This window comes from Bacteroides sp. 11BF (assembly GCF_019633765.1).
Taxonomy (GTDB): Bacteria; Bacteroidota; Bacteroidia; order Bacteroidales; family Bacteroidaceae; genus Bacteroides; species Bacteroides hominis.
In genome coordinates, this window is the sequence record NZ_JAFKPJ010000001.1 from 363,048 (window position 1) to 381,375 (window position 18,328).

The 18,328-nt window shown below is 44.6% G+C and carries 19 protein-coding genes and 1 pseudogene; 2 read left to right on the forward strand and 18 right to left on the reverse strand.

Going from position 1 to position 18,328, the window contains the following annotated elements:
* Nucleotides 1-50: 50 nt before the first annotated feature.
* From JZY04_RS01530 to JZY04_RS01590, 13 genes are all read right to left on the reverse strand, one after another.
* Nucleotides 51-944, reverse strand: a complete 894-nt coding sequence (locus JZY04_RS01530) for a hypothetical protein (protein WP_122142385.1) — start codon at nucleotides 942-944, stop codon at nucleotides 51-53.
* Between the two features lie 13 nt (nucleotides 945-957).
* On the reverse strand, nucleotides 958-1,407 hold the full coding sequence (locus tag JZY04_RS01535) for a DUF6108 family protein (protein ID WP_005809082.1): 450 nt from the start codon (nucleotides 1,405-1,407) through the stop codon (nucleotides 958-960).
* A 28-nt stretch (nucleotides 1,408-1,435) separates the two neighbouring features.
* Nucleotides 1,436-1,861, reverse strand: a complete 426-nt coding sequence (locus JZY04_RS01540) for a hypothetical protein (protein WP_181996349.1) — start codon at nucleotides 1,859-1,861, stop codon at nucleotides 1,436-1,438.
* Nucleotides 1,858-2,379, reverse strand: coding sequence for an RNA polymerase sigma factor (locus JZY04_RS01545; RefSeq protein ID WP_122142383.1), 522 nt, complete (start codon nucleotides 2,377-2,379; stop codon nucleotides 1,858-1,860). The genes JZY04_RS01540 and JZY04_RS01545 overlap by 4 nt, the downstream gene beginning before the upstream one ends.
* Before the next feature lie 211 nt (nucleotides 2,380-2,590).
* Nucleotides 2,591-3,577 (reverse strand): Gfo/Idh/MocA family protein, encoded by a 987-nt coding sequence (locus tag JZY04_RS01550; RefSeq protein ID WP_032531880.1) that lies wholly within the window; start codon nucleotides 3,575-3,577, stop codon nucleotides 2,591-2,593.
* Between the two features lie 194 nt (nucleotides 3,578-3,771).
* Nucleotides 3,772-4,596, reverse strand: coding sequence for a transporter substrate-binding domain-containing protein (locus JZY04_RS01555; protein ID WP_122142382.1), 825 nt, complete (start codon nucleotides 4,594-4,596; stop codon nucleotides 3,772-3,774).
* 8 nt (nucleotides 4,597-4,604) lie between these two features.
* Nucleotides 4,605-6,647 (reverse strand): putative porin, encoded by a 2,043-nt coding sequence (locus tag JZY04_RS01560; RefSeq protein ID WP_122142381.1) that lies wholly within the window; start codon nucleotides 6,645-6,647, stop codon nucleotides 4,605-4,607.
* Between the two features lie 122 nt (nucleotides 6,648-6,769).
* Nucleotides 6,770-7,312, reverse strand: coding sequence for a 2-oxoacid:acceptor oxidoreductase family protein (locus JZY04_RS01565; RefSeq protein WP_005776426.1), 543 nt, complete (start codon nucleotides 7,310-7,312; stop codon nucleotides 6,770-6,772).
* An 18-nt stretch (nucleotides 7,313-7,330) separates the two neighbouring features.
* Nucleotides 7,331-8,092, reverse strand: a complete 762-nt coding sequence (locus JZY04_RS01570) for a thiamine pyrophosphate-dependent enzyme (RefSeq protein ID WP_005776427.1) — start codon at nucleotides 8,090-8,092, stop codon at nucleotides 7,331-7,333.
* 94 nt (nucleotides 8,093-8,186) lie between these two features.
* Nucleotides 8,187-8,360: a hypothetical protein gene (locus JZY04_RS01575; RefSeq protein WP_005776430.1), complete on the reverse strand. Its 174-nt coding sequence runs from the start codon at nucleotides 8,358-8,360 to the stop codon at nucleotides 8,187-8,189.
* A gap of 10 nt (nucleotides 8,361-8,370) precedes the next feature.
* The gene (locus tag JZY04_RS01580) at nucleotides 8,371-9,453 is read right to left on the reverse strand and encodes a 3-methyl-2-oxobutanoate dehydrogenase subunit VorB (protein ID WP_122142380.1); all 1,083 of its coding nucleotides are present in this window, start codon (nucleotides 9,451-9,453) and stop codon (nucleotides 8,371-8,373) included.
* 11 nt (nucleotides 9,454-9,464) lie between these two features.
* On the reverse strand, nucleotides 9,465-9,692 hold the full coding sequence (locus tag JZY04_RS01585) for a ferredoxin family protein (RefSeq protein WP_005776432.1): 228 nt from the start codon (nucleotides 9,690-9,692) through the stop codon (nucleotides 9,465-9,467).
* An 18-nt stretch (nucleotides 9,693-9,710) separates the two neighbouring features.
* Nucleotides 9,711-9,986 carry a tetratricopeptide repeat protein gene (locus JZY04_RS01590; protein ID WP_122142379.1) on the reverse strand — a complete coding sequence of 92 codons (276 nt, stop codon included), beginning with the start codon at nucleotides 9,984-9,986 and terminating at the stop codon, nucleotides 9,711-9,713.
* Between the two features lie 279 nt (nucleotides 9,987-10,265).
* On the opposite strand from JZY04_RS01590, the pseudogene JZY04_RS01595 reads away from it, so the two are divergent.
* Nucleotides 10,266-10,475, forward strand: a pseudogene (locus JZY04_RS01595) (DUF3352 domain-containing protein); the annotation flags it as partial.
* A 213-nt stretch (nucleotides 10,476-10,688) separates the two neighbouring features.
* Here the strand turns inward: JZY04_RS01595 and rpiB are convergent.
* The 5 genes from rpiB to JZY04_RS01620 form a co-directional block, all read right to left on the reverse strand.
* A complete protein-coding gene (gene rpiB / locus JZY04_RS01600; RefSeq protein WP_005776435.1) occupies nucleotides 10,689-11,123 on the reverse strand; it encodes a ribose 5-phosphate isomerase B in 435 nt (144 codons plus the stop codon).
* Nucleotides 11,124-11,204: 81 nt separating this feature from the next.
* Complete coding sequence (locus tag JZY04_RS01605) at nucleotides 11,205-13,214, reverse strand: transketolase (protein WP_220577398.1); 2,010 nt, start codon at nucleotides 13,212-13,214, stop codon at nucleotides 11,205-11,207.
* A gap of 154 nt (nucleotides 13,215-13,368) precedes the next feature.
* The gene (galK, locus tag JZY04_RS01610) at nucleotides 13,369-14,523 is read right to left on the reverse strand and encodes a galactokinase (RefSeq protein ID WP_005776437.1); all 1,155 of its coding nucleotides are present in this window, start codon (nucleotides 14,521-14,523) and stop codon (nucleotides 13,369-13,371) included.
* Nucleotides 14,524-14,559: 36 nt separating this feature from the next.
* A complete protein-coding gene (locus tag JZY04_RS01615; RefSeq protein ID WP_005809061.1) occupies nucleotides 14,560-15,885 on the reverse strand; it encodes an MFS transporter in 1,326 nt (441 codons plus the stop codon).
* Nucleotides 15,886-15,935: 50 nt separating this feature from the next.
* On the reverse strand, nucleotides 15,936-17,033 hold the full coding sequence (locus JZY04_RS01620) for an aldose epimerase family protein (RefSeq protein ID WP_122142377.1): 1,098 nt from the start codon (nucleotides 17,031-17,033) through the stop codon (nucleotides 15,936-15,938).
* 263 nt (nucleotides 17,034-17,296) lie between these two features.
* On the opposite strand from JZY04_RS01620, the gene JZY04_RS01625 reads away from it, so the two are divergent.
* On the forward strand, nucleotides 17,297-18,268 hold the full coding sequence (locus tag JZY04_RS01625) for a type I phosphomannose isomerase catalytic subunit (protein ID WP_005776441.1): 972 nt from the start codon (nucleotides 17,297-17,299) through the stop codon (nucleotides 18,266-18,268).
* Nucleotides 18,269-18,328: the final 60 nt, after the last annotated feature.

Below are 18,328 nucleotides of genomic sequence, written 5' to 3' on the forward strand. Positions count from 1 at the left end.
AGGTTACTTTCATCTGCCGGGATGCGGCGGCTGACCGCTGGGGGCTATTGTTACCAATACCAGCAGAGGCCGAAAGAATAAGGATAAAGTTCGGGTCCTTTCTTGTGTTCGAAGAGGCTGTAGGTAGAATAGCGCAAATAAACTCCGATATCGCCATAACCTGCCTGTGCCAAAAGGTTGATACCTATCGGATGAACATTCAGGTTATTGCTTAAATTTTCTTTATGTCCGTTTACTTTCGCCTTTGACTTAACCCCGTGGCGGATTTCTGCCTCAAGTCCAGCTGAGAAGAATAAAGGACCGTGTCCGTTACTGTGGCTAAATTTTTTTTGCCATTCCAATGTTACCGGAATACGGAAATAGAAATAGCGTAACCGGCTTTTGCTGTAAACTTCTTCATCTGGAATCCCTGGAACAATGTTTGTGATTCCATCGGTTTGTCTGAAAGCGTAGTTGCCACCCAGACGGAAGGAGCGATATCCCCAGCCTAAGCCTGTCGTTATGCCCCATTGGCGATCACGTGAGAGCGTCAGGGAACCTTGAAACAGGTTAAAACCAATTTCCCAAGACTTATTTGCATTGACGTCCAATCCGTTCGGAGTGTTGAAATTGATACCGTCAGAGAGCCGTGTGTATCCCATATAGATCCCGGCAATATGCGGTTCAAACCGATAATAGTTCTTTCTCTTGACAAAAGGCATGGTGAATGCTGTGCGGCGTTCGGTTGTTTGTCCGTCCGTATAGATTCCTTCGAATATCTGATCGTTCTCTATCGTATCACCGCGCGAAGACTGTTCGTAAAGTTTTACCTTTATTTTCCCCTCTTTTTCTTTAATCAGGATTTTGCGTCCGTTTACGTAAAGAGTCGTGTCTTGCGAAATGCTTTCTTGAGCCATTCCCGCCATCGGGATCAGCATAAACAGTAATAAATAAATGTGTTTCATACTCTTATAATGTTTAGTTTTTCTTCATAAATAACATGGTTACCAAATCATCTGCATCCAACTCGCCTTCGATGTAAATCAAGGTAGCCGAGCCTTTCTTGCCGGTTTTGAAGAGGATGAACCGGTTGACATCTTCTTTTAGTTGGGGTAACTGATAATAGCCGGACTGTATTTGTCCGCCTGCTACTACTTCCTTTACTTTCCTGGCCTTTCTCTTGTCGGCTTCCAGGCAGTTGAGAATATCGGGCAAAGCTTCTTCGACGTCTTTAAAAACAAGGCTTTTATAGAGAGTCATCTGATAGGTTTCCAGCATTTCATTGGATAACTCTACCATAGTCACTCCTTTCTGTTTGCCGTATTTCTGGAATACGGAAGCTATTTGCAGTCCCTGTTGTGCTCTTACCATGCCCGAGGCAACGGTGAGCAGTAGGACAATCCATGTGGTGCGAATGACTTTATTCATACATCATTTCTTTTATTGTTTTCTTTTTTTATTCGGAGAATAGCGTGGCAAACACTTCCTCTTCGCTGATACTGACATCACGGAATGCTACCATGGCCTGTTCGCGCACCAGTCGGGTGTCGGTATAGCATTTTCCGTCGATGATTACATAATTTCCGGTAGAGGTGCTGAAATGTCGGTTGAGGCCGGCGATACCCAGCACAATCAACATTCCGGCAGCCATTCCGCTGAATATGTATGGCAGACGGCGGCGCAGAGGAACGAAAGTTTTCGGAACTCCGGAGCCGGCAATCTTGCTTTGCCGGTTCTCTTCGCTGAAGAAAGCAAACATCGGGCCATACATCTGCAGATGTTCCGGTACGATGCCCTGAGTGAAAAAACGGCGGAGCTCATGTTCTTCCTCACAGTTGGTTTCCCCTTCAAAATACTTGTTTAATAATTCTTCTATATTCATGCTTCGTTTCTCCTTTTTCTTTGTTGTATGGTTTGTAGGTAAATGTCTCTCACTTTTTTCCGTGCCCTGCTTAGGTTGCTGCGGATGGCTTCGGCACCGCATCCTGTTATCTCGGCGATTTCCTCGTTTTCATACTCTTCAACATCTTTCATCCTCAGGATGGTTTGTTGCAGAGGTGGTAGCGTGCCGATTATTTCGCGCATCAGGCGGAATTCGTCTTTCTCTTCCAGTAAGCGTTCGGGGGTGGCAGACGGACTGGCAGCTTGTACGCTGTCGAGCGATAAGTTGTCCGTATGTTTTCCCCGCCAGATGTCCATACAGGTATGGTGCGTCATAGTCATGGCAAGTGCTTCAATGCTGTGGTACTCGTCCAGTTTCAGGCGGAGGTTCCATAGTTTCAGCATTACTTCTTGCACGGCATCTTCAGCATCCGAATGGTCATCGGTCAACTTCCGCGCATAATTAAGTAATTTGTCGCGGAGTGGAAGAACGGCTATTTTGAATTGTTTTAGTTCCATTTACATAAGCAAGACGGAAGAGGAAGGAAAACGTGACATGGAAAAGATAAAAAAACGATGAACTAATTATCCACGCTGAACGATCAATGATGAATGATGCTTTAATAGGCCGAAGGCATAAGGAAAAAACAATCTCTATTGTTCATCAGCCATTGTTCACCGTTGATCGTTCAGCGTGGATGATTCATTCATCGTTCAAAACGTTTATTGTTTAGATCTTTCCAAGTATTTTATCCATGACCCAATTGGTCGTTGTGGCACTTTCGCCGTCACAGGAACAAGTCGATTTTCCAAGAAGATGGTCTACCACGGCTTGAATCAAAGGTTGCTGCACGTGTTCGGGGTTTTCTACAACTATTTCTTCACGTCCTCTTTCGGTGTGAAGGGCAATCGGGTCATAGGTGAATACGGAGAAACAGATCATGCCATTATCACCGATAATCTCAATGCGGTCTTCGCGAGCCGAATCATGGGCAACGAAGCACCATGAACCGCTTCCTACCAGACCGTTGTCGAACTGGAAACAAGCACTCAATGTATCTTCTGCTGGATAAAGTCCCCCACGGTTACTCTTATATCCGCTGGCTTCAAGAATACAACCGAACATTTCCTGTAGAAGATCGATCTGGTGGGGGGCAAGGTCATAAAAATATCCTCCTCCGGCAATGTCTGCCTGTACACGCCAAGGCAGGTTCTCTCTGTTGTAATCCAGGTCGCGTGGGGGTTGAGCGAAACGGATCTGCACGTTAATCACATTTCCGATAATTCCTTTGTCTACCAGTTCCTTGACTTTCATAAAGTAAGGCAGATAACGTCGGTAGTAAGCTACAAAGCAAGGCACTCCTGTCTCTTGAGAAATACGGTTGATACGGGCGCATTCTTCGTAAGTTTGCGCCATTGGCTTTTCGATATATACCGGTTTTCCGGCTTTCATGGACATGATGGCATAAGTGGCGTGTGAAGAGGGAGGAGTGGCTATGTATACGGCATTTACATCCGGGTCGTCAATCAGCTCCTGTGCATCGTCATACCACTTCGGAATGTTCCGTTCTTTGGCATAAGCTTTGGCCTTATTGCCGTCACGACTCATGACTGCTATGACTTTGGAACCTTCTACTTTCTGAAAGGCAGGTCCGCTTTTGTATTTGGTTACTTCTCCGCAACCAATGAATCCCCATTTTATAATCTTATCGCTCATATCTTTTTTATTTATCCATCCGCAAATATACTCAATTCTGCTGAAAGCGACGAATGATTTACAGTTATCATAATAGAGACTCTTTGTGCCCGTTTCTTAGTTCACATTCTCTGGTTGCACAACTCCGTATGCTACCAGTTGCGCAACTGGTAATCGTAGTCTTTAAATGAATTGGAAAGAAGGGGAGGGAGTTGTTACTGCTTTCCGTAGTATTTACGATAGATGGCCTGATATTCACCTTTCTTTCGGAAGCCGGACAGCCATGTATTCAGGCTGTCGAGCAGAGCAGGGGACTGCTTACTGACTCCCCACGAGTAAAATTGGGTGAAACTGATGGCGGTATTAATATCGAGTTGAGGCAATGAATCTACGGCCATCCGGGCTATACTCTCGTCGCATACGGCAAAATCGATATCTCCATGCGCAACCATTGCGATCAGTTGTTCGGAACCATATTTTGCTACTTCGTTTACGTAGATTGTATCACCTATTTCATTGCTGAGGTTGTGTATCCGAAGAATGGATGGAGAACCTTTTACGACGTTCAGGGTTTTGCCGGCCAGGTCGAGTTGGCTTCTGATGGCAAGCGAGTCGTTTTCTTCGGCTTTGCGTTGCACCAGGACTTGTTTGCTCAAGATAATGGGTGAGGTGAGGAGCAGGGAGTCTTTCAGTTCACTTGTTGTCGGTATACTATAAGCTACTACGTCATAGGTGCCATTGGCCAATCCTTCCAGCCGTTGGTTGAAGCTCATCACCGGGGAGACCTGTACTTGCAAGCCCTTGTCACGGGCAAATGCCTCTATCAGTTCATAATGAAATCCCGAAACGGTATCTCCATCCACATAAAAACTGATGGAGTTATATTCCGTGGCGGCATGGAGGATGCCGCTTTCTTCGATCTCTGCGTAGTCGCGCGGATGTCCTTGCGGCTTCTCTTTACAAGGCCAGAATGTGACAACGAGGGCTGATATCAGTCCTAATACTACATATCTCAGATATTTAGGCTTCAATAGATTCATGGTAGCGATTAATCGTAGAAGTTCCAGGAAACACCGATTTTAAATAGGCGCGGATTGATGGGATAGTGGGGCGACAGGAAGTAATTCGAGTTACCCATTCCCTGATTGACGTGATACATCATTGCGAAAAGACGCGTGCGTTTCAGTTGCAGGTTGGCATATACATTGATGATGGGGTAACCGCCAATCTTTACCTGATCGTCTTCCGGTTGCAGATGAAACTGCTGGATGGCCGGGGTATATGCCGGGGCATAATACTTGGTAAAATAGCGTACATCGGCTCCCAACTGCACATGAAGCACTTTTTTCGCCAAGGTTGTCTGAATGTAGAAATTATGGTAAAGTGAAAGCTCCGGTAAGGGCAATACGGTAGTGTTGCTCGACTTTTGCCAGGTCACTTCATTGTCCAGATGGAAAATACCCAGTCGGAAATTTTGCGACAGAGTGGCGGAAAGCACCTGAATATTACCGTCATTCTGCTGAGGGAGTGCCTTTTGATTGAAGTACGTATAGTTTTTAATATTTTCTACTCCGGCTTTCAGGTAGGTCTGCCAATGCTCGATGTTCAGCTCGCCTTCCAGGCGTGTGCGGAACTCTTTGTCCATATTGTCATTATCCCAGTAGAAGTATTTAGAATGATAATGACGCATATAAAATGCCGGAAGGGTATTACTGATTGATCCGCGGGCAATAAAGCTGACCGTATCTTTCCATAAGCGGAAGTTCAGGTCGAGATCGGCATTGACACGGAACTGCCCAATCGCTTTATCCAGAATACCTACTTCGCCCATGGCACGGTAATGGAGCGTTTTTCCCTGACGTTTGGCCAATTCACCCCCGACAAAAACTTCGTGTTCACTGTATTTATCTACACTCACGGAGTCTCTGTCCATTAGCCGGTAATTGCTTAGCTTATGTGAGATAAAGGCAGTCAATCCGGCTTTGGCATATTTATTAAAACCTTCAAGCAGAGCGATTCCCAATGTATTTTTTACTCCAATATAGCTGGTAGAGTCATTCACCAGCTTATTGCCCGGCTGGATATACGCTTCCGGGTAGATTTTGTACAATTCGTCCTCCGAAGTGAACTGGTGGCGGGCACGTTCCACTTTCATTGTATGGATGAAGCTGGTAACCGGAACAAATTCCGGCTTTTCCGTACTGGTGGTATCGTCTTTGGCTTTGGCCACTTCACGAGTGAATCCCAGTTTGTAACGTTGGGTGAGGAATATGTAAAAGTCCTTGTTACGATTGGCACTTTTGCTTAACAGGGTGGGAATGTTCTGTGATTCATATTCCTTTTTTCCCTCTGCCATTTCTTCCGGACGGGTGATATAACGGTCATCGGTGATACCGCCGTTTTCATTCATCTTTAGATAGTTGTTGCTATAAAGCAATGTCGCTTCGTAGCGGTCGCCTATATAACTTCCGAAGAGTGCGGCATTAAAGAAAGAAGTGTTTTGATTGTTGTAATAACCCCGTCCGTACAGATAATCGAAGTTGAAACCAAATGCCAGTTGTTTGTTTACATTTACTGAGAAATAGGACTTAAATCGCTCCTCTCCGTTCACTTTATTACCGGCTTTATAATAGCTAAGATTGGTGAAAGGCACGTTACTGTTAGTAAAGTTGAATTCGTCAGGACGGACAAAAAAACTGGAAAATGGCTCCATAAAAATGGTCGGTTCTGCGTCACGGCGTTCGAAAAAGAGACGTGACAGGCGGGGAGAACCTAAGTTACCCAGATAATTATAATGCCCTCTCAGGCCTTCCACTAAATTGGTGTTTTGAAACATGTGGGTTGCCGTATCAGCGGGTATTTTCTGGATTGTTCCCAGGTTTTCGCTGACATGCCACATATAGAGTTTTGGGGGAAGTCCTTGTATTTCAACGTCTGTACTGTCCTCATGCACCCGCATGGCCGGGTCTATCTGGTTACCGTTGGCATCTCTACCGGTACGGGGATCGACTTGTTGTGTAGGATTGAACTGTGCCTGTGCGGTCAGTAAACCTACGGCAAGGAGTATATATGTAAGTAGGATTCGTCTCATAATTAGCCGCAAAGATACTTATTAAAATGAGAATTGAGAATTGAATTTTAAAAATTATCCGGTTTCCCGGGCTGTGGCATAGCTAATAATTTTTAAATTTCGATTCTCAATTCTCGGTCGGCTTAAACCTCTCTGATCAGTTCCATACCTTTTTTGATGGCTTCTTCATTCATCGGAATCAAGTGATGGTGACGTTCGGGTAATGTTTTCTTCAGGCCTTTCACTACATTCTCTAATGTAACGATGGGGCGAAGCTTCAGTAATCCTCCCAGTACAATCATGTTGAATGCCTTGGCATTGTTCATCTCGTTGGCCGCGTCCATTGCGTCGATGCGGTATACTTTGATGTCTTTGCGGGTAGGAGGGTTAATGATTCCGTATCCGTCATAAATCAGGATACCTCCCGGCTTCACACGGCTTTCGAATTTTTCAAGTGAAGGCTGATTCAGAATGATGGCTGTGTCATATTTACTCAAAATCGGTGAGGATATTTTGTCGTCGCTTACAATGACTGTAACGTTGGCTGTGCCGCCACGTTGTTCAGGACCATAAGCCGGCATCCAGGTCACTTCTTTGCCTTCCATCAGTCCGGAGTAAGCTAAAATCTTTCCCATAGACAGTACACCCTGTCCACCGAATCCTGCTATAATTATTTCTTCTTTCATCTTAATAATATTAAATTATTATTTATCTTTCAGGTCGCCCAAAGGATAGAACGGGAACATGTGTTCTTCCATCCATTTGTTGGCTTTCTCCGGAGTCATTTTCCATCCGGAACTACAGGTTGAAACGATTTCTACCAAGTTGGAACCTTTTCCGTTCATTGAGTTCTCGAATGCTTTACGAATCGCTTTTTTAGCTTTTCGGATGGCGGGAACTGTTTGTACCGATTGGCGGGTTACGTAAGCTGTACCTTCCAGTTGAGCAGCGATTTCAGTAATCTTCAGCGGATAGCCGTGGAGTTCCGGATCACGTCCGTAAGGGCAGGTAGCCGTTTTCATTCCCATCAGGGTTGTAGGAGCCATTTGTCCTCCGGTCATACCGTAGATGGCGTTGTTGATGAAGACAATCGTAATATTTTCACCACGATTCAGTGCATGGATGGTTTCTGCCGTACCGATGCAGGCAAGGTCGCCGTCTCCCTGGTAAGTAAATACCAGGCGGTCAGGCCAGAGGCGCTTGATGGCTGTAGCAAGCGCGGGTGCACGTCCATGGGCAGCCTCTTGCCAGTCGATGTCAAGGTAATTATATATGAATACAGCGCAACCTACAGGTGAGATACCGACTGCTTTGTCTTCCAATCCCATCTCCTCAATTACTTCGGCAATCAGTTTATGTACCACGCCGTGGCTGCAACCTGGGCAATAGTGCATGCCATTGTCATTCATCAGAGTCGGTTTTTTATAAACCAGATTCTCGGGCTTGATTATTTCTTCTTTCGTCATAACTTCTTTTTTTAATCTTTAAGTCACTGAACTTATGGTTTTAAGTTCGGAGGTTTGAAGTCTCACGGACTTGAAAACACAAAAACTCAGAAACTTATCTGTTGGTGAACCGTATAAAAAACTCCATCAGCTTGACAAAGATTGCCGCGCCGCATACGTAGATAAACACCTTAAAGTCATCCTTCGCTACGAAGTAGGTGATAATAGCCGCCAGGGCCAATATCATAAACAGTATGTTCAATACGTTTCTTATTTTATCGGGATTCATCGTACTGTAGTTATTTGATTAATTGTTCTTTCAATGCAGTTACTATTTCGTCCGGGTCGGGAACAATGCCTCCCAGGCGGCCGAAATGTTCTACTTTCACTTTTCCGTTTACCGCTAAGCGGACGTCTTCTACCATCTGTCCGGCGTTCAGCTCGGTTACCAGCATACCTTTTACCTTATTGGCATACTCGGCAATTGCTTTTGTCGGGAACGGCCATAAAGTGATGGGACGAAGCATACCGACTTTAATGCCTTCTTCACGTGCCAGCTCCATGGCTTTCTGACCGATACGTGCCATTGAGCCAAAAGCTATGATCAGATATTCTGCATCTTCGCAGTCTATTTCTTCGAAACGTACTTCGTTTTCTTCAATTACTCTGTACTTCGCCTGGAAGCGCAGGTTGTTCTTTTCCATCTCTTCCGGACGCAACTCCAGTGAAGTAATGATGTTGGGCTTGCGGTCTTTCGTCTTTCCGGTAGAAGCCCAAGGACATTGCGCTATGACTTCTGCTTCCGTACGACGGGCTTTGGCGGGAGGAAGAACGACTTTTTCCATCATCTGCCCGATGACACCATCTGCAAGGATGATTGCCGGATTGCGATATTTAAACGCAAGCTCGAAAGCGAGTCCGACAAAATCTGCCATTTCCTGAACAGATGCCGGAGCCAGTGCGATAAGTTTATAGTCGCCATGCCCTCCTCCTTTCACTGTTTGAAAATAGTCTGCCTGGCTGGGTTGGATGGTACCCAATCCGGGACCACCGCGCATCACATTCACGATCAGACATGGAAGTTCGGCACCTGCCAGATAAGAGATACCTTCCTGTTTCAGGCTGACACCGGGGCTTGATGATGAAGTCATCACCATTTTGCCGCTGCCGGCACCGCCATAAACCATATTGATAGCTGCCACTTCACTTTCTGCCTGAAGAACTACCATACCGGTAGTTTCCCAGGGTCTCAGTTCGGCAAGAGTTTCCAACACCTCCGATTGCGGAGTAATAGGATATCCGAAGTATCCGTCGGCACCACAGCGGATAGCCGCATGGGCGATGGCTTCGTTTCCTTTCATTAATACAACTTCTTCTGCCATATTCTTTTCTTTTATTCTACTTTAACTTTATAAACAGAGATACATCCGTCCGGGCATACAGTTGCGCATGAACTGCATCCGTTACAGGTATCTTCAAGAATCTGCTGGGCATAATTATACCCTTTTACATTCACCTCTTTGGCGAGGGATATTACGTTGAGCGGACAAGCTACCACACACAGGTTGCACCCCTTGCAACGCTCCGTGTCGACTACGATTGCTCCTTTGATTTTTGCCATAATCTGTCTTTATTACGTTTATTGATTATACATATCTTTATTGTAGAAATTTAAAATATCCATCACCATCTTGCGTGCTTGGAGAGCCGGGCTGTCGGGATTGAGTTCGATAGCGGATTGATAATTGTTGAGAGCTTTTTGCCAGTCTCCCAATTTGCGGTAAGCATTTCCCATCAGATAGTAAGCTTCATCTTTTCCGACTGGTTCAGTCCGGAGAAATTCCTCAAGTGCCTGAAGCGCCTTTTCTATATCTCCTTGGTTGATAAGCTCTTTGATGGTTTTCAGTTGATCCATATCTTTTGATTTTCCGGATTATTGAGTCACAAAGATAGCTTTTTATCTTTTAACCTGTTCATCTCTATTGTGAAAAATAGGAAAACCGAAAAAAATAGAGATCTGAGTATAGTATACCTCTTTGTCAATCTGATATTCTTTTGATGTGTTTGTAGGTATTTGTAGCTCCTACCGTTTACAATTCTTTGATTATATCAGACTTTTGCAGAATTATGTTTTTTATATCTTAATGTGCTTAATTTAAGGTATTCTTATCACTTAGTAATCAATGAACTTCTTTTTTCGGGAAATATATTACGGGAGTTTTATCCGGAAGGTGCTTTGAAAAGCGAAGCGGAGATTAAAGAAGGAAAACGTCATGGTCGTTACCGTGAATATTACGAAAATGGTAAACTGAAATTCCGTGGGAAGTATGCAAATAATCAACCTAAAGGTACGTGGAAATATTATATTGAAGAAGGTGAGTTTGAACGTAAGGAGAAGCACTGATAGAGAAGTATGCCGGATTGCCTGTAAATAGAAGAGGGTGTGTCGAAACTCACCATCGAGGACACAGAGTAACACAGAGATGATTTTAAGTTGTTGATTATTAGCAAAAAAAGACTCTGTGCTACTCTGTGTTACTCCGTGCTGAAAAGAGTTTCGACACACCCTCGTATTATTATAAGAATTGGCCTTCTACTGATATGAAACCATATGGTTTTACTTTACCGGGATCTTATCAATACGTTTTTGATGGCGTCCGCCCTCAAATTCAGTCGAGAAGAACTCCGTCATAATCATGTCCGCTTCTTCGGTACTGATATAGCGGCCGGGCATGACCAGTACGTTTGCATCGTTGTGCAGGCGTGCCATGTGTGCAATTTCTGCTGACCAGCAAAGTGCCGCACGTATACCTTGATGTTTGTTAAGTGTCATACTGATACCGTTTCCACTGCCACAAATGGCAATTCCCGGATAGCATTCACCGGCTTCTACAGCCAGAGCCAGCGGGTGGGCAAAGTCGGGATAGTCACAGCTGTCTGTCGAGTATGTTCCAAAGTCTTTGTATTCCCAGCCTTTTGCTTCCAGCCAACCTCTTACATATTCTTTTAATTCAAAACCGGCATGGTCGCAACAAATTCCAATTTTCTTCATTTTTCTTTAATGTGCTAATATAGTGAATGTGCTAATGCCCCAGTTCGGAAGAACTGGCACATTAGCACATTGAATGATTGATCAGAGCATTGATTTTACCTGATTGTATACGTTTTCTGCTGTGAATCCAAGCTTTTCATCCAGTACTTTGTATGGTGCGGAGAAACCGAAGGACTCAAGACCGAATACTTTACCGTTGGAACCTACCAGACCTTCAAGATTCACCGGTAGTCCGGCTGTCAGACCAAATACTTTGGCACCTGCAGGGAGTATCGATTCCTGATATTCTTTACTTTGATTGCGGAACAATCCTTCGGACGGAGCAGAAACGATGCGGACTTTTACACCTTCTTTGCGCAGAAGTTCGGCACCGGCAACCAGTGTGGAAACTTCCGATCCCGAAGCTACCAGGATTACATCTGGATTTTCATCAGCACCTGCAATGATGTAAGCACCTTTGGCAGCCTGTGAATAATCGGTTCCTGCGGGCAGGTTAACGATGTTCTGGCGTGAAAGGATCAGTGCTGTAGGAGTCGACATATTTTCCATGGCGAGCTTCCACGCAATTGTTGTTTCTTCTACATCTGCCGGACGGAGTACCAACATCGAGTTGTGTCCTTTATGGTTTTTCAGCTTTTCAAGCAGACGTACTTGTGCTTCTTGCTCTACCGGTTCGTGAGTAGGTCCGTCTTCTCCGACACGGAATGCATCGTGAGTCCAGATAAACTTCACCGGTTGCTCCATCAGGGCAGCCATGCGAAGAGCCGGTTTCATGTAGTCCGAGAAGACAAAAAATGTACCGCATGCAGCAATAATACCTCCGTGCAGAGACATACCGATGCAGATGCAAGCCATACTCAACTCAGAAACTCCTGCTTGCAGGAAGGCACCGCTGAAGTCGCCTTTTTTGAATGCATGGGTCTTTTTCAGGAAACCGTCTGTTTTGTCTGAATTAGACAAGTCAGCCGAAGACACGATCATATTTTCTACCTGAGTGGCCAATGCACCTAATACGGTTGCAGATCCGGCACGGGTTGCTCCGCCTGCTTTCTGTTCTATGGCATCCCAATTTACTTTCGGGGCTTTTCCTGAGAAGAACTCTGTCAATTTAGCGGCCAGTTCGGGATTCGCCTTTGCCCATTCTGCTTTGGCTGCATATTTTCCGGCAACAATTTTCTTCAGCTCTTCCGCGCGTTTTGCGTACAGTTCGGCCACTTCGGGGAATATAGTGAATGGAGCTTCCGGATTTCCACCCAGATTCTTGATTGTATTTACATATGCATCACCGCCTAACGGTGCACCGTGTGTTGCACAATCGGCTTCATAACTGGTTCCATCTGCCCGGCGTGCTCCTTTACCCATGGTGGTTTTACCGATGATCAGGGTCGGACGGCTCTTCTCAGCTTTGGCTTCAATCAAAGCTTTACGTATTTCGTCCGGGTCATTGCCGTTGATTGTGATTACTTTCCAGTCCCATGCTTCATATTTCATGGCTACGTTTTCGGTTGTCACATCTTCTGTGTTGGTAGAAAGCTGTACGTCGTTTGAATCGTAGAACATGATAAGGTTGTCCAGTCCGAGTGTACCGGCTATACGGCCTGCACCTTGGGAAATTTCTTCCTGGATACCTCCGTCAGATATGTATGCGTAGATAGTCTGGTTCATTATTTCGCCGAAGCGGGCTTTCAGGAATTTTGCCGCAATGGCTGCACCTACTGCATAAGTGTGTCCCTGTCCCAGCGGGCCGGAAGTGTTTTCAACGCCACGGTCTACATTCACTTCAGGGTGTCCCGGAGTAGGGCTGCCCCACTGACGGAATTGCTTTAATTCATCCAATGTATATTTTCCGGTGAAAGCCAATACGGAATAAAGCATCGGTGACATGTGTCCCGGGTCGAGGAAAAAGCGGTCGCGACCTTTCCAACGTGGGTTTTGCGGATCGTATACCAAAAACTCAGAGAAGAGTACGTTCACAAAATCAGCACCGCCCATGGCGCCTCCCGGGTGTCCCGAATTGGCTTTTTCTACCATCGACGCAGCTAATATGCGGATATTATCAGCCGCACGATTCATAAGTTTACTATCGTTCATATCTATTGATTAATTTAGTTTTTTCAGATTTTTCGCAAAGATAACCTTTTAGTGGGATTTATCTACCATAAAAAGATAGCTTTTTTACATAACAAAAAGAAAGGCACATCTGTTTAGGATGTGCCTTGCCTTCTGAATATTAGTTTTTAAATCTTTATGCCAGTTTTCTTGAACCGTCACTGATAACTACATCATACACTTTCGGGCTTCTGCCGAATTTAGCTTTAAATGATTCTTTGGCTTTTTCGATGAAGTTGTCATATAATTCGTCTTTTACCAAGTTAATGGTGCAACCACCGAAACCGCCACCCATTACACGTGAGCCGGTTACGCCACATTCTTTAGCGCAGTCGTTCAAGAAGTCAAGCTCTTCGCAGCTTACCTCGTAAAGTTTGCTCATGCCATGGTGAGTTTCATACATTTTCTTGCCTACGGTTTCGTAATCTCCTTTTTCCAGAGCATCACATACATCGAGTACGCGTTGGATTTCTTCGATTACATATTCGGCACGCATATAATCTTCTGCGCTGATATCAGCTTTTGCTTCTGCCAGCATATCCATTGTACAGTCACGCAGGAATTCTACATGAGGATGTTTTTTCTGGATAGCAGCTACGGCAGCTTCACAGCTCTGACGGCGTTTGTTGTATGCTGATGAAGCCAGTTCATGTTTTACAACCGAATCAAGCAATACCAGACGATAACCTTCCGGTTTGAACGGGAAGTACTGGTATTCCAGAGAACGGCAGTCCAAGCGGATCAGGCTGCCTTCTTTTCCGAATACAGAAGCAAACTGGTCCATAATACCACAGTTTACACCACAATAGTTGTGTTCTGTAGCCTGTCCTATTTTGGCTAATTCAAACTTGTCTATTTTATTCTCACCGAACAGATCATTCAGTGCGAAAGCATAAGTACTTTCCAAAGCTGCTGAAGAGGACATACCTGCACCCAGAGGCACATCTCCGGAAAAAGCTGTATTGAATCCTTTCACATCAACACCACGTTTGATCATTTCACGGCATACGCCGAATATATATCTTGCCCAACTGGCGCGCGGAGCATCTTCTTCGTTCAATCCGAAAGTAACATAATCTTTCAGGTCGATAGAATAAGCATTTACTTTGTCTGTACCATTTGGCTTGATTTCGGCAATCATTCCTTTATCGATAGCTCCCGGGAAAACAAATCCGCCATTGTAGTCGGTATGTTCGCCAATAAGATTGATACGGCCCGGAGAGGCATATACAAATCCTGTAGTTCCATCAAAATGTTTGATGAAGCGACTTCTTACGTGTTCTATATCCATGATCGTTTTGGTATTAAAAGTTATTATTTATGTTTTTTATTCAACAGGAATATCCTTATTTACATTCTTGCAACCTACAAGTGCATAATACAGCATGTATGCTACAGCTGCGAAGATTACCCAGTAGCTTGCAATATAACTGCTGGTTACATCGGCTACAGCGCCCTGGATCAGCGGGAGGATACCACCACCGCAAACCATTACCATGAAGATACCGGAAGCCATTGCTGTGTATTTACCCAATCCTTCTACTGCCAGATTGAAGATACCACCCCACATGATAGAAGTACAGAGTCCGCAAAGTGCGAAGAACATGATTCCTACAGGTACTGTTTCCATACCGAAGCCGATGCTGGCACCTCCTTTAAATACAGGCATAGCTACTGTTGTTGCACTGGGGGCAAACATACCGATCAGCAAGAAGATCAGAGCCAGTGAAGAAACTACTGTCAACTGAGTTTTACTTGAGAACTTAGCTCCCAAAGCACCTCCACACAGACGGCCGATCATCATTAGGAACCAATAGGTGCCTACGATTGAACCTGCCATAGCTGTATCCATACCGAATCCTTTGGCACCTGCCGCATCCGGTGAAGTGGTCAGGAACAGGTTGATAAAGTTAGGAATACCTACTTCCACACCTACATATACAAAGATAGCAACTGTTCCGAGAACGAAGTGGCGGAATGAAAGCGGGCTGTGAGTGTCTTTTACTTTATGATCGCTTGCACTTTCTTTGTGAGGCTCGGGAATGTCCATGATGGCCAATACGATGAATACGACAGCGAAGATACCCATAGCGATGAACAATGCAGGGTTAGCATCACTGATACGTGTATCCTGGCTGATGGTACCGATCAGATAACCACCCAATACCGGGACGATCGTAGCAGAAATAGAATTCAGAGAACCACCGAACTGGATCAATTGATTACCCTTTTTACCACCACCTGCAAGTGTATTCAACAGCGGGTTTACTACCGCATTCAACATACACATTGAGAAACCTGAAACAAAAGCACCGGTCAGATAAACCCAGAATACAGTCAGTTCGCCCGGCTGATAGTCCATCTGTCCCGATAGCACTTGAATGCCTACTCCGATAAATCCTACGGCTACGGCAGTAAGGGCAGTCTTTTTGTAACCGATTCTTTTGAGCATCATGCCTGCCGGCAGTCCCATAAAGGCATAAGCTATGAAGTTGGCTGCATTACCCAGCTGCGTCATCCAGTTGGCAGCCTGGAATTGCTCTTTTACAATAAGTCCGAGCGGATTAGTAAGTCCTGTTACAAATGAAATCATTGCGAAAAGCGCAAACATCATTGCAATAGGCAACACATAATTCTTTTTTTGTTGTGTCATGGTTTTTAAAAAGTTGTTAGTTATAAAAATGAGGTTAGTTATTTCCTTATTTATTTTTCAACTCCGAATTTATAGATAGTTACCTGCTGGTATTCATCACCCGGCAGTAACGTAGCTGACGGGAAATGTGCTTTGTTCGGTGTATCGGGGAAGCATTGCGCTTCGAAACAGATTGCACTTCGTGCTGGGAAGGTTGCTCCGTTTGTTCCTTCGAAACCTCCCAGCCAGTTACCTGTATATAGTTGTACGCCTGCTTCTGTGGTGTATACTTCCATAGTACGTCCGCTGTTAGGCTCTTTGCAGGTAGCTGCCAGGTCCAGAGAACCCGCTTCTATTTTGTTTAGTACATAGCAATGGTCATAACCTGCACCATGTATCAATTGCTGGAATTTATCATTAATTCGTTCACCGACGGTGTGCGGGGTACGGAAGTCCATTGGAGTGCCTTCTACTTTGGCTATTTCTCCTGTTGGAATGGATACCTCATCTATCGGAGTATAGAAATCTGCGTTGATTGTGACGATGTTGTTTTCTACTGTTGGGGTGGGATTGGCAGTACCTGCCAGATTAAAGAATCCGTGGTTGGTCAGGTTTACGACAGTCGCTTTGTCGGTAGTAGCACGGTATTCGATGACAATTGCATTCTCTTCTTCTTCAAGGCGATAAATCATTTCCACTTCCAGATTACCGGGGAAGTCCTCTTCTCCGTCTGCCGAAGTATAGTTAAACCGGATCATGCCTTCCTCTATCTGTTCGGCATCCCAAACTCTGGCATGAAATCCTGTGGGGCCACCATGAAGTGAATTAGGGCCATTGTTGATTGTGAGATTGTGCTCTTCACCATACAAGGTAAATTTACCTTTGGCGATACGGTTGCCATAACGTCCGATAGTGGTGCTTAGGAAAGGTTCTGGTCCGTGCATCAGTGCATCCAGTGTGCCGTAGCTGAGTACGACGTTGGCATATTTTCCGTCTTTGTCCGGAACCATGATAGATAGAATGGCGCATCCGTAGTTTGTTACGGCAACTTCCATTCCTTTCTTGTTTTTGAGGATAAACAAATCGGTTTTCTTATCGTTTATATCCTTTTGAAAATCTTTCCGGCTGAGCCCTGACAGATTTCCTTCAGTTGGGAATGTGTTAATCATGTCTGGTATTATTAAAATTTCTTGCAAATAAAGGGAAATTCTTTCGTTCTCCCAAATTATTCCTTGTAAATCTGTTCGGCGATTTAGGAAAGTTTAGCGTTTCCCGAAAAAGCATCCAAAATTGTAATGTGAAGATAAAATTTTCATGTAACTTTTAATTAAAAGGCAGGATTTTGTGTATTATTTGATATTTTTCGTATGTTTGTCCCTTGATTGTTAAAATCATGAGTTTTTAATCTAAGTTTATAACAAGAAAAACAAAAATGTATCCGTTAAAATTCGAACCCATTCTGAAGCAGACGCTTTGGGGGGGCGACAAAATTATCCCGTTCAAGCATCTGAAAGATGATTTGAAGGGAGTGGGGGAAAGCTGGGAAATTTCCGGCGTAGAAAATAACGAGTCTGTCGTAGCTAATGGTCCGGACAAAGGCCTTACGCTGACCGATATGGTGAAAAAATACCGTGAGGAACTGGTAGGCGAAGCAAACTATGCCCGTTTTGGCAATGAGTTTCCTTTGCTGATAAAGTTTATCGATGCGAAGCAAGATCTGTCTATACAGGTGCATCCAACTGATGAACTGGCTAAGAAGCGCCACAACTCAAAAGGTAAAACTGAGATGTGGTATGTAGTAGGTGCCGATAAAGGGGCTAAACTGCGTTCGGGATTTTCTGAGCAGATTACTCCGAAAGAATATAAAGAGCGCGTGTACAATAATACAATCACAGATGTGCTTCAGGAATACGAAATCCATCCGGGCGATGTTTTCTTTTTGCCTGCGGGACGTATCCATAGCATTGGTGCGGGGGCATTCATCGCTGAAATCCAGCAGACCTCGGATATTACTTATCGTATTTATGATTTCAATCGTAAAGATGCGAATGGAAAAACACGTGAGTTGCATACCAGCCAGGCACTCGATGCAATCAACTATGAAGTGCTTGATGACTATCGTACCAAATATGAACCTCTGAAAGATGAACCGGTTGAGTTGGTGGCTTGTCCTTACTTTACCACGTCGGTTTATGACATGAGTGAGCAGATCAGTTGTGATTATTCAGAGCTGGATTCATTTGTTATCTTCATTTGTATAGAAGGTTCTTGTCTGATGACCGATAATGAAGGCAACGAGGTGACGCTTGGTGCGGGAGAAACGATTTTGCTTCCTGCCACCACTCAGGATGTGACGATTGTTCCACAAGGTGGCAATGTGAAATTATTGGAAACGTACGTGTAAAGACTTCCTTGATATCACATGATAATAGTAGACGCCCGGATATACAATGATGTATGTCCG

Bases quoted from the DNA above. Each gene is read 5' to 3' on its own strand.
- JZY04_RS01580 (WP_122142380.1), bottom strand. From the start codon at position 9,453: ATGGCAGAAGAAGTTGTATTAATGAAAGGAAACGAAGCCATCGCCCAT.
- galK (WP_005776437.1), bottom strand. From the start codon at position 14,523: ATGGATATAGAACACGTAAGAAGTCGCTTCATCAAACATTTTGATGGA.
- JZY04_RS01620 (WP_122142377.1), bottom strand. From the start codon at position 17,033: ATGATTAACACATTCCCAACTGAAGGAAATCTGTCAGGGCTCAGCCGG.
- JZY04_RS01555 (WP_122142382.1), bottom strand. From the start codon at position 4,596: ATGAATCTATTGAAGCCTAAATATCTGAGATATGTAGTATTAGGACTG.
- JZY04_RS01570 (WP_005776427.1), bottom strand. From the start codon at position 8,092: ATGACGAAAGAAGAAATAATCAAGCCCGAGAATCTGGTTTATAAAAAA.
- JZY04_RS01585 (WP_005776432.1), bottom strand. From the start codon at position 9,692: ATGGCAAAAATCAAAGGAGCAATCGTAGTCGACACGGAGCGTTGCAAG.
- rpiB (WP_005776435.1), bottom strand. From the start codon at position 11,123: ATGAAGAAAATTGGAATTTGTTGCGACCATGCCGGTTTTGAATTAAAA.
- JZY04_RS01530 (WP_122142385.1), bottom strand. From the start codon at position 944: ATGAAACACATTTATTTATTACTGTTTATGCTGATCCCGATGGCGGGA.
- JZY04_RS01605 (WP_220577398.1), bottom strand. From the start codon at position 13,214: ATGAACGATAGTAAACTTATGAATCGTGCGGCTGATAATATCCGCATA.
- JZY04_RS01590 (WP_122142379.1), bottom strand. From the start codon at position 9,986: ATGGATCAACTGAAAACCATCAAAGAGCTTATCAACCAAGGAGATATA.
- JZY04_RS01625 (WP_005776441.1), top strand. From the start codon at position 17,297: ATGTATCCGTTAAAATTCGAACCCATTCTGAAGCAGACGCTTTGGGGG.
- JZY04_RS01550 (WP_032531880.1), bottom strand. From the start codon at position 3,577: ATGAGCGATAAGATTATAAAATGGGGATTCATTGGTTGCGGAGAAGTA.
- JZY04_RS01615 (WP_005809061.1), bottom strand. From the start codon at position 15,885: ATGACACAACAAAAAAAGAATTATGTGTTGCCTATTGCAATGATGTTT.
- JZY04_RS01540 (WP_181996349.1), bottom strand. From the start codon at position 1,861: ATGAATATAGAAGAATTATTAAACAAGTATTTTGAAGGGGAAACCAAC.
- JZY04_RS01565 (WP_005776426.1), bottom strand. From the start codon at position 7,312: ATGAAAGAAGAAATAATTATAGCAGGATTCGGTGGACAGGGTGTACTG.
- JZY04_RS01560 (WP_122142381.1), bottom strand. From the start codon at position 6,647: ATGAGACGAATCCTACTTACATATATACTCCTTGCCGTAGGTTTACTG.
- JZY04_RS01535 (WP_005809082.1), bottom strand. From the start codon at position 1,407: ATGAATAAAGTCATTCGCACCACATGGATTGTCCTACTGCTCACCGTT.
- JZY04_RS01545 (WP_122142383.1), bottom strand. From the start codon at position 2,379: ATGGAACTAAAACAATTCAAAATAGCCGTTCTTCCACTCCGCGACAAA.
- JZY04_RS01575 (WP_005776430.1), bottom strand. From the start codon at position 8,360: ATGAATCCCGATAAAATAAGAAACGTATTGAACATACTGTTTATGATA.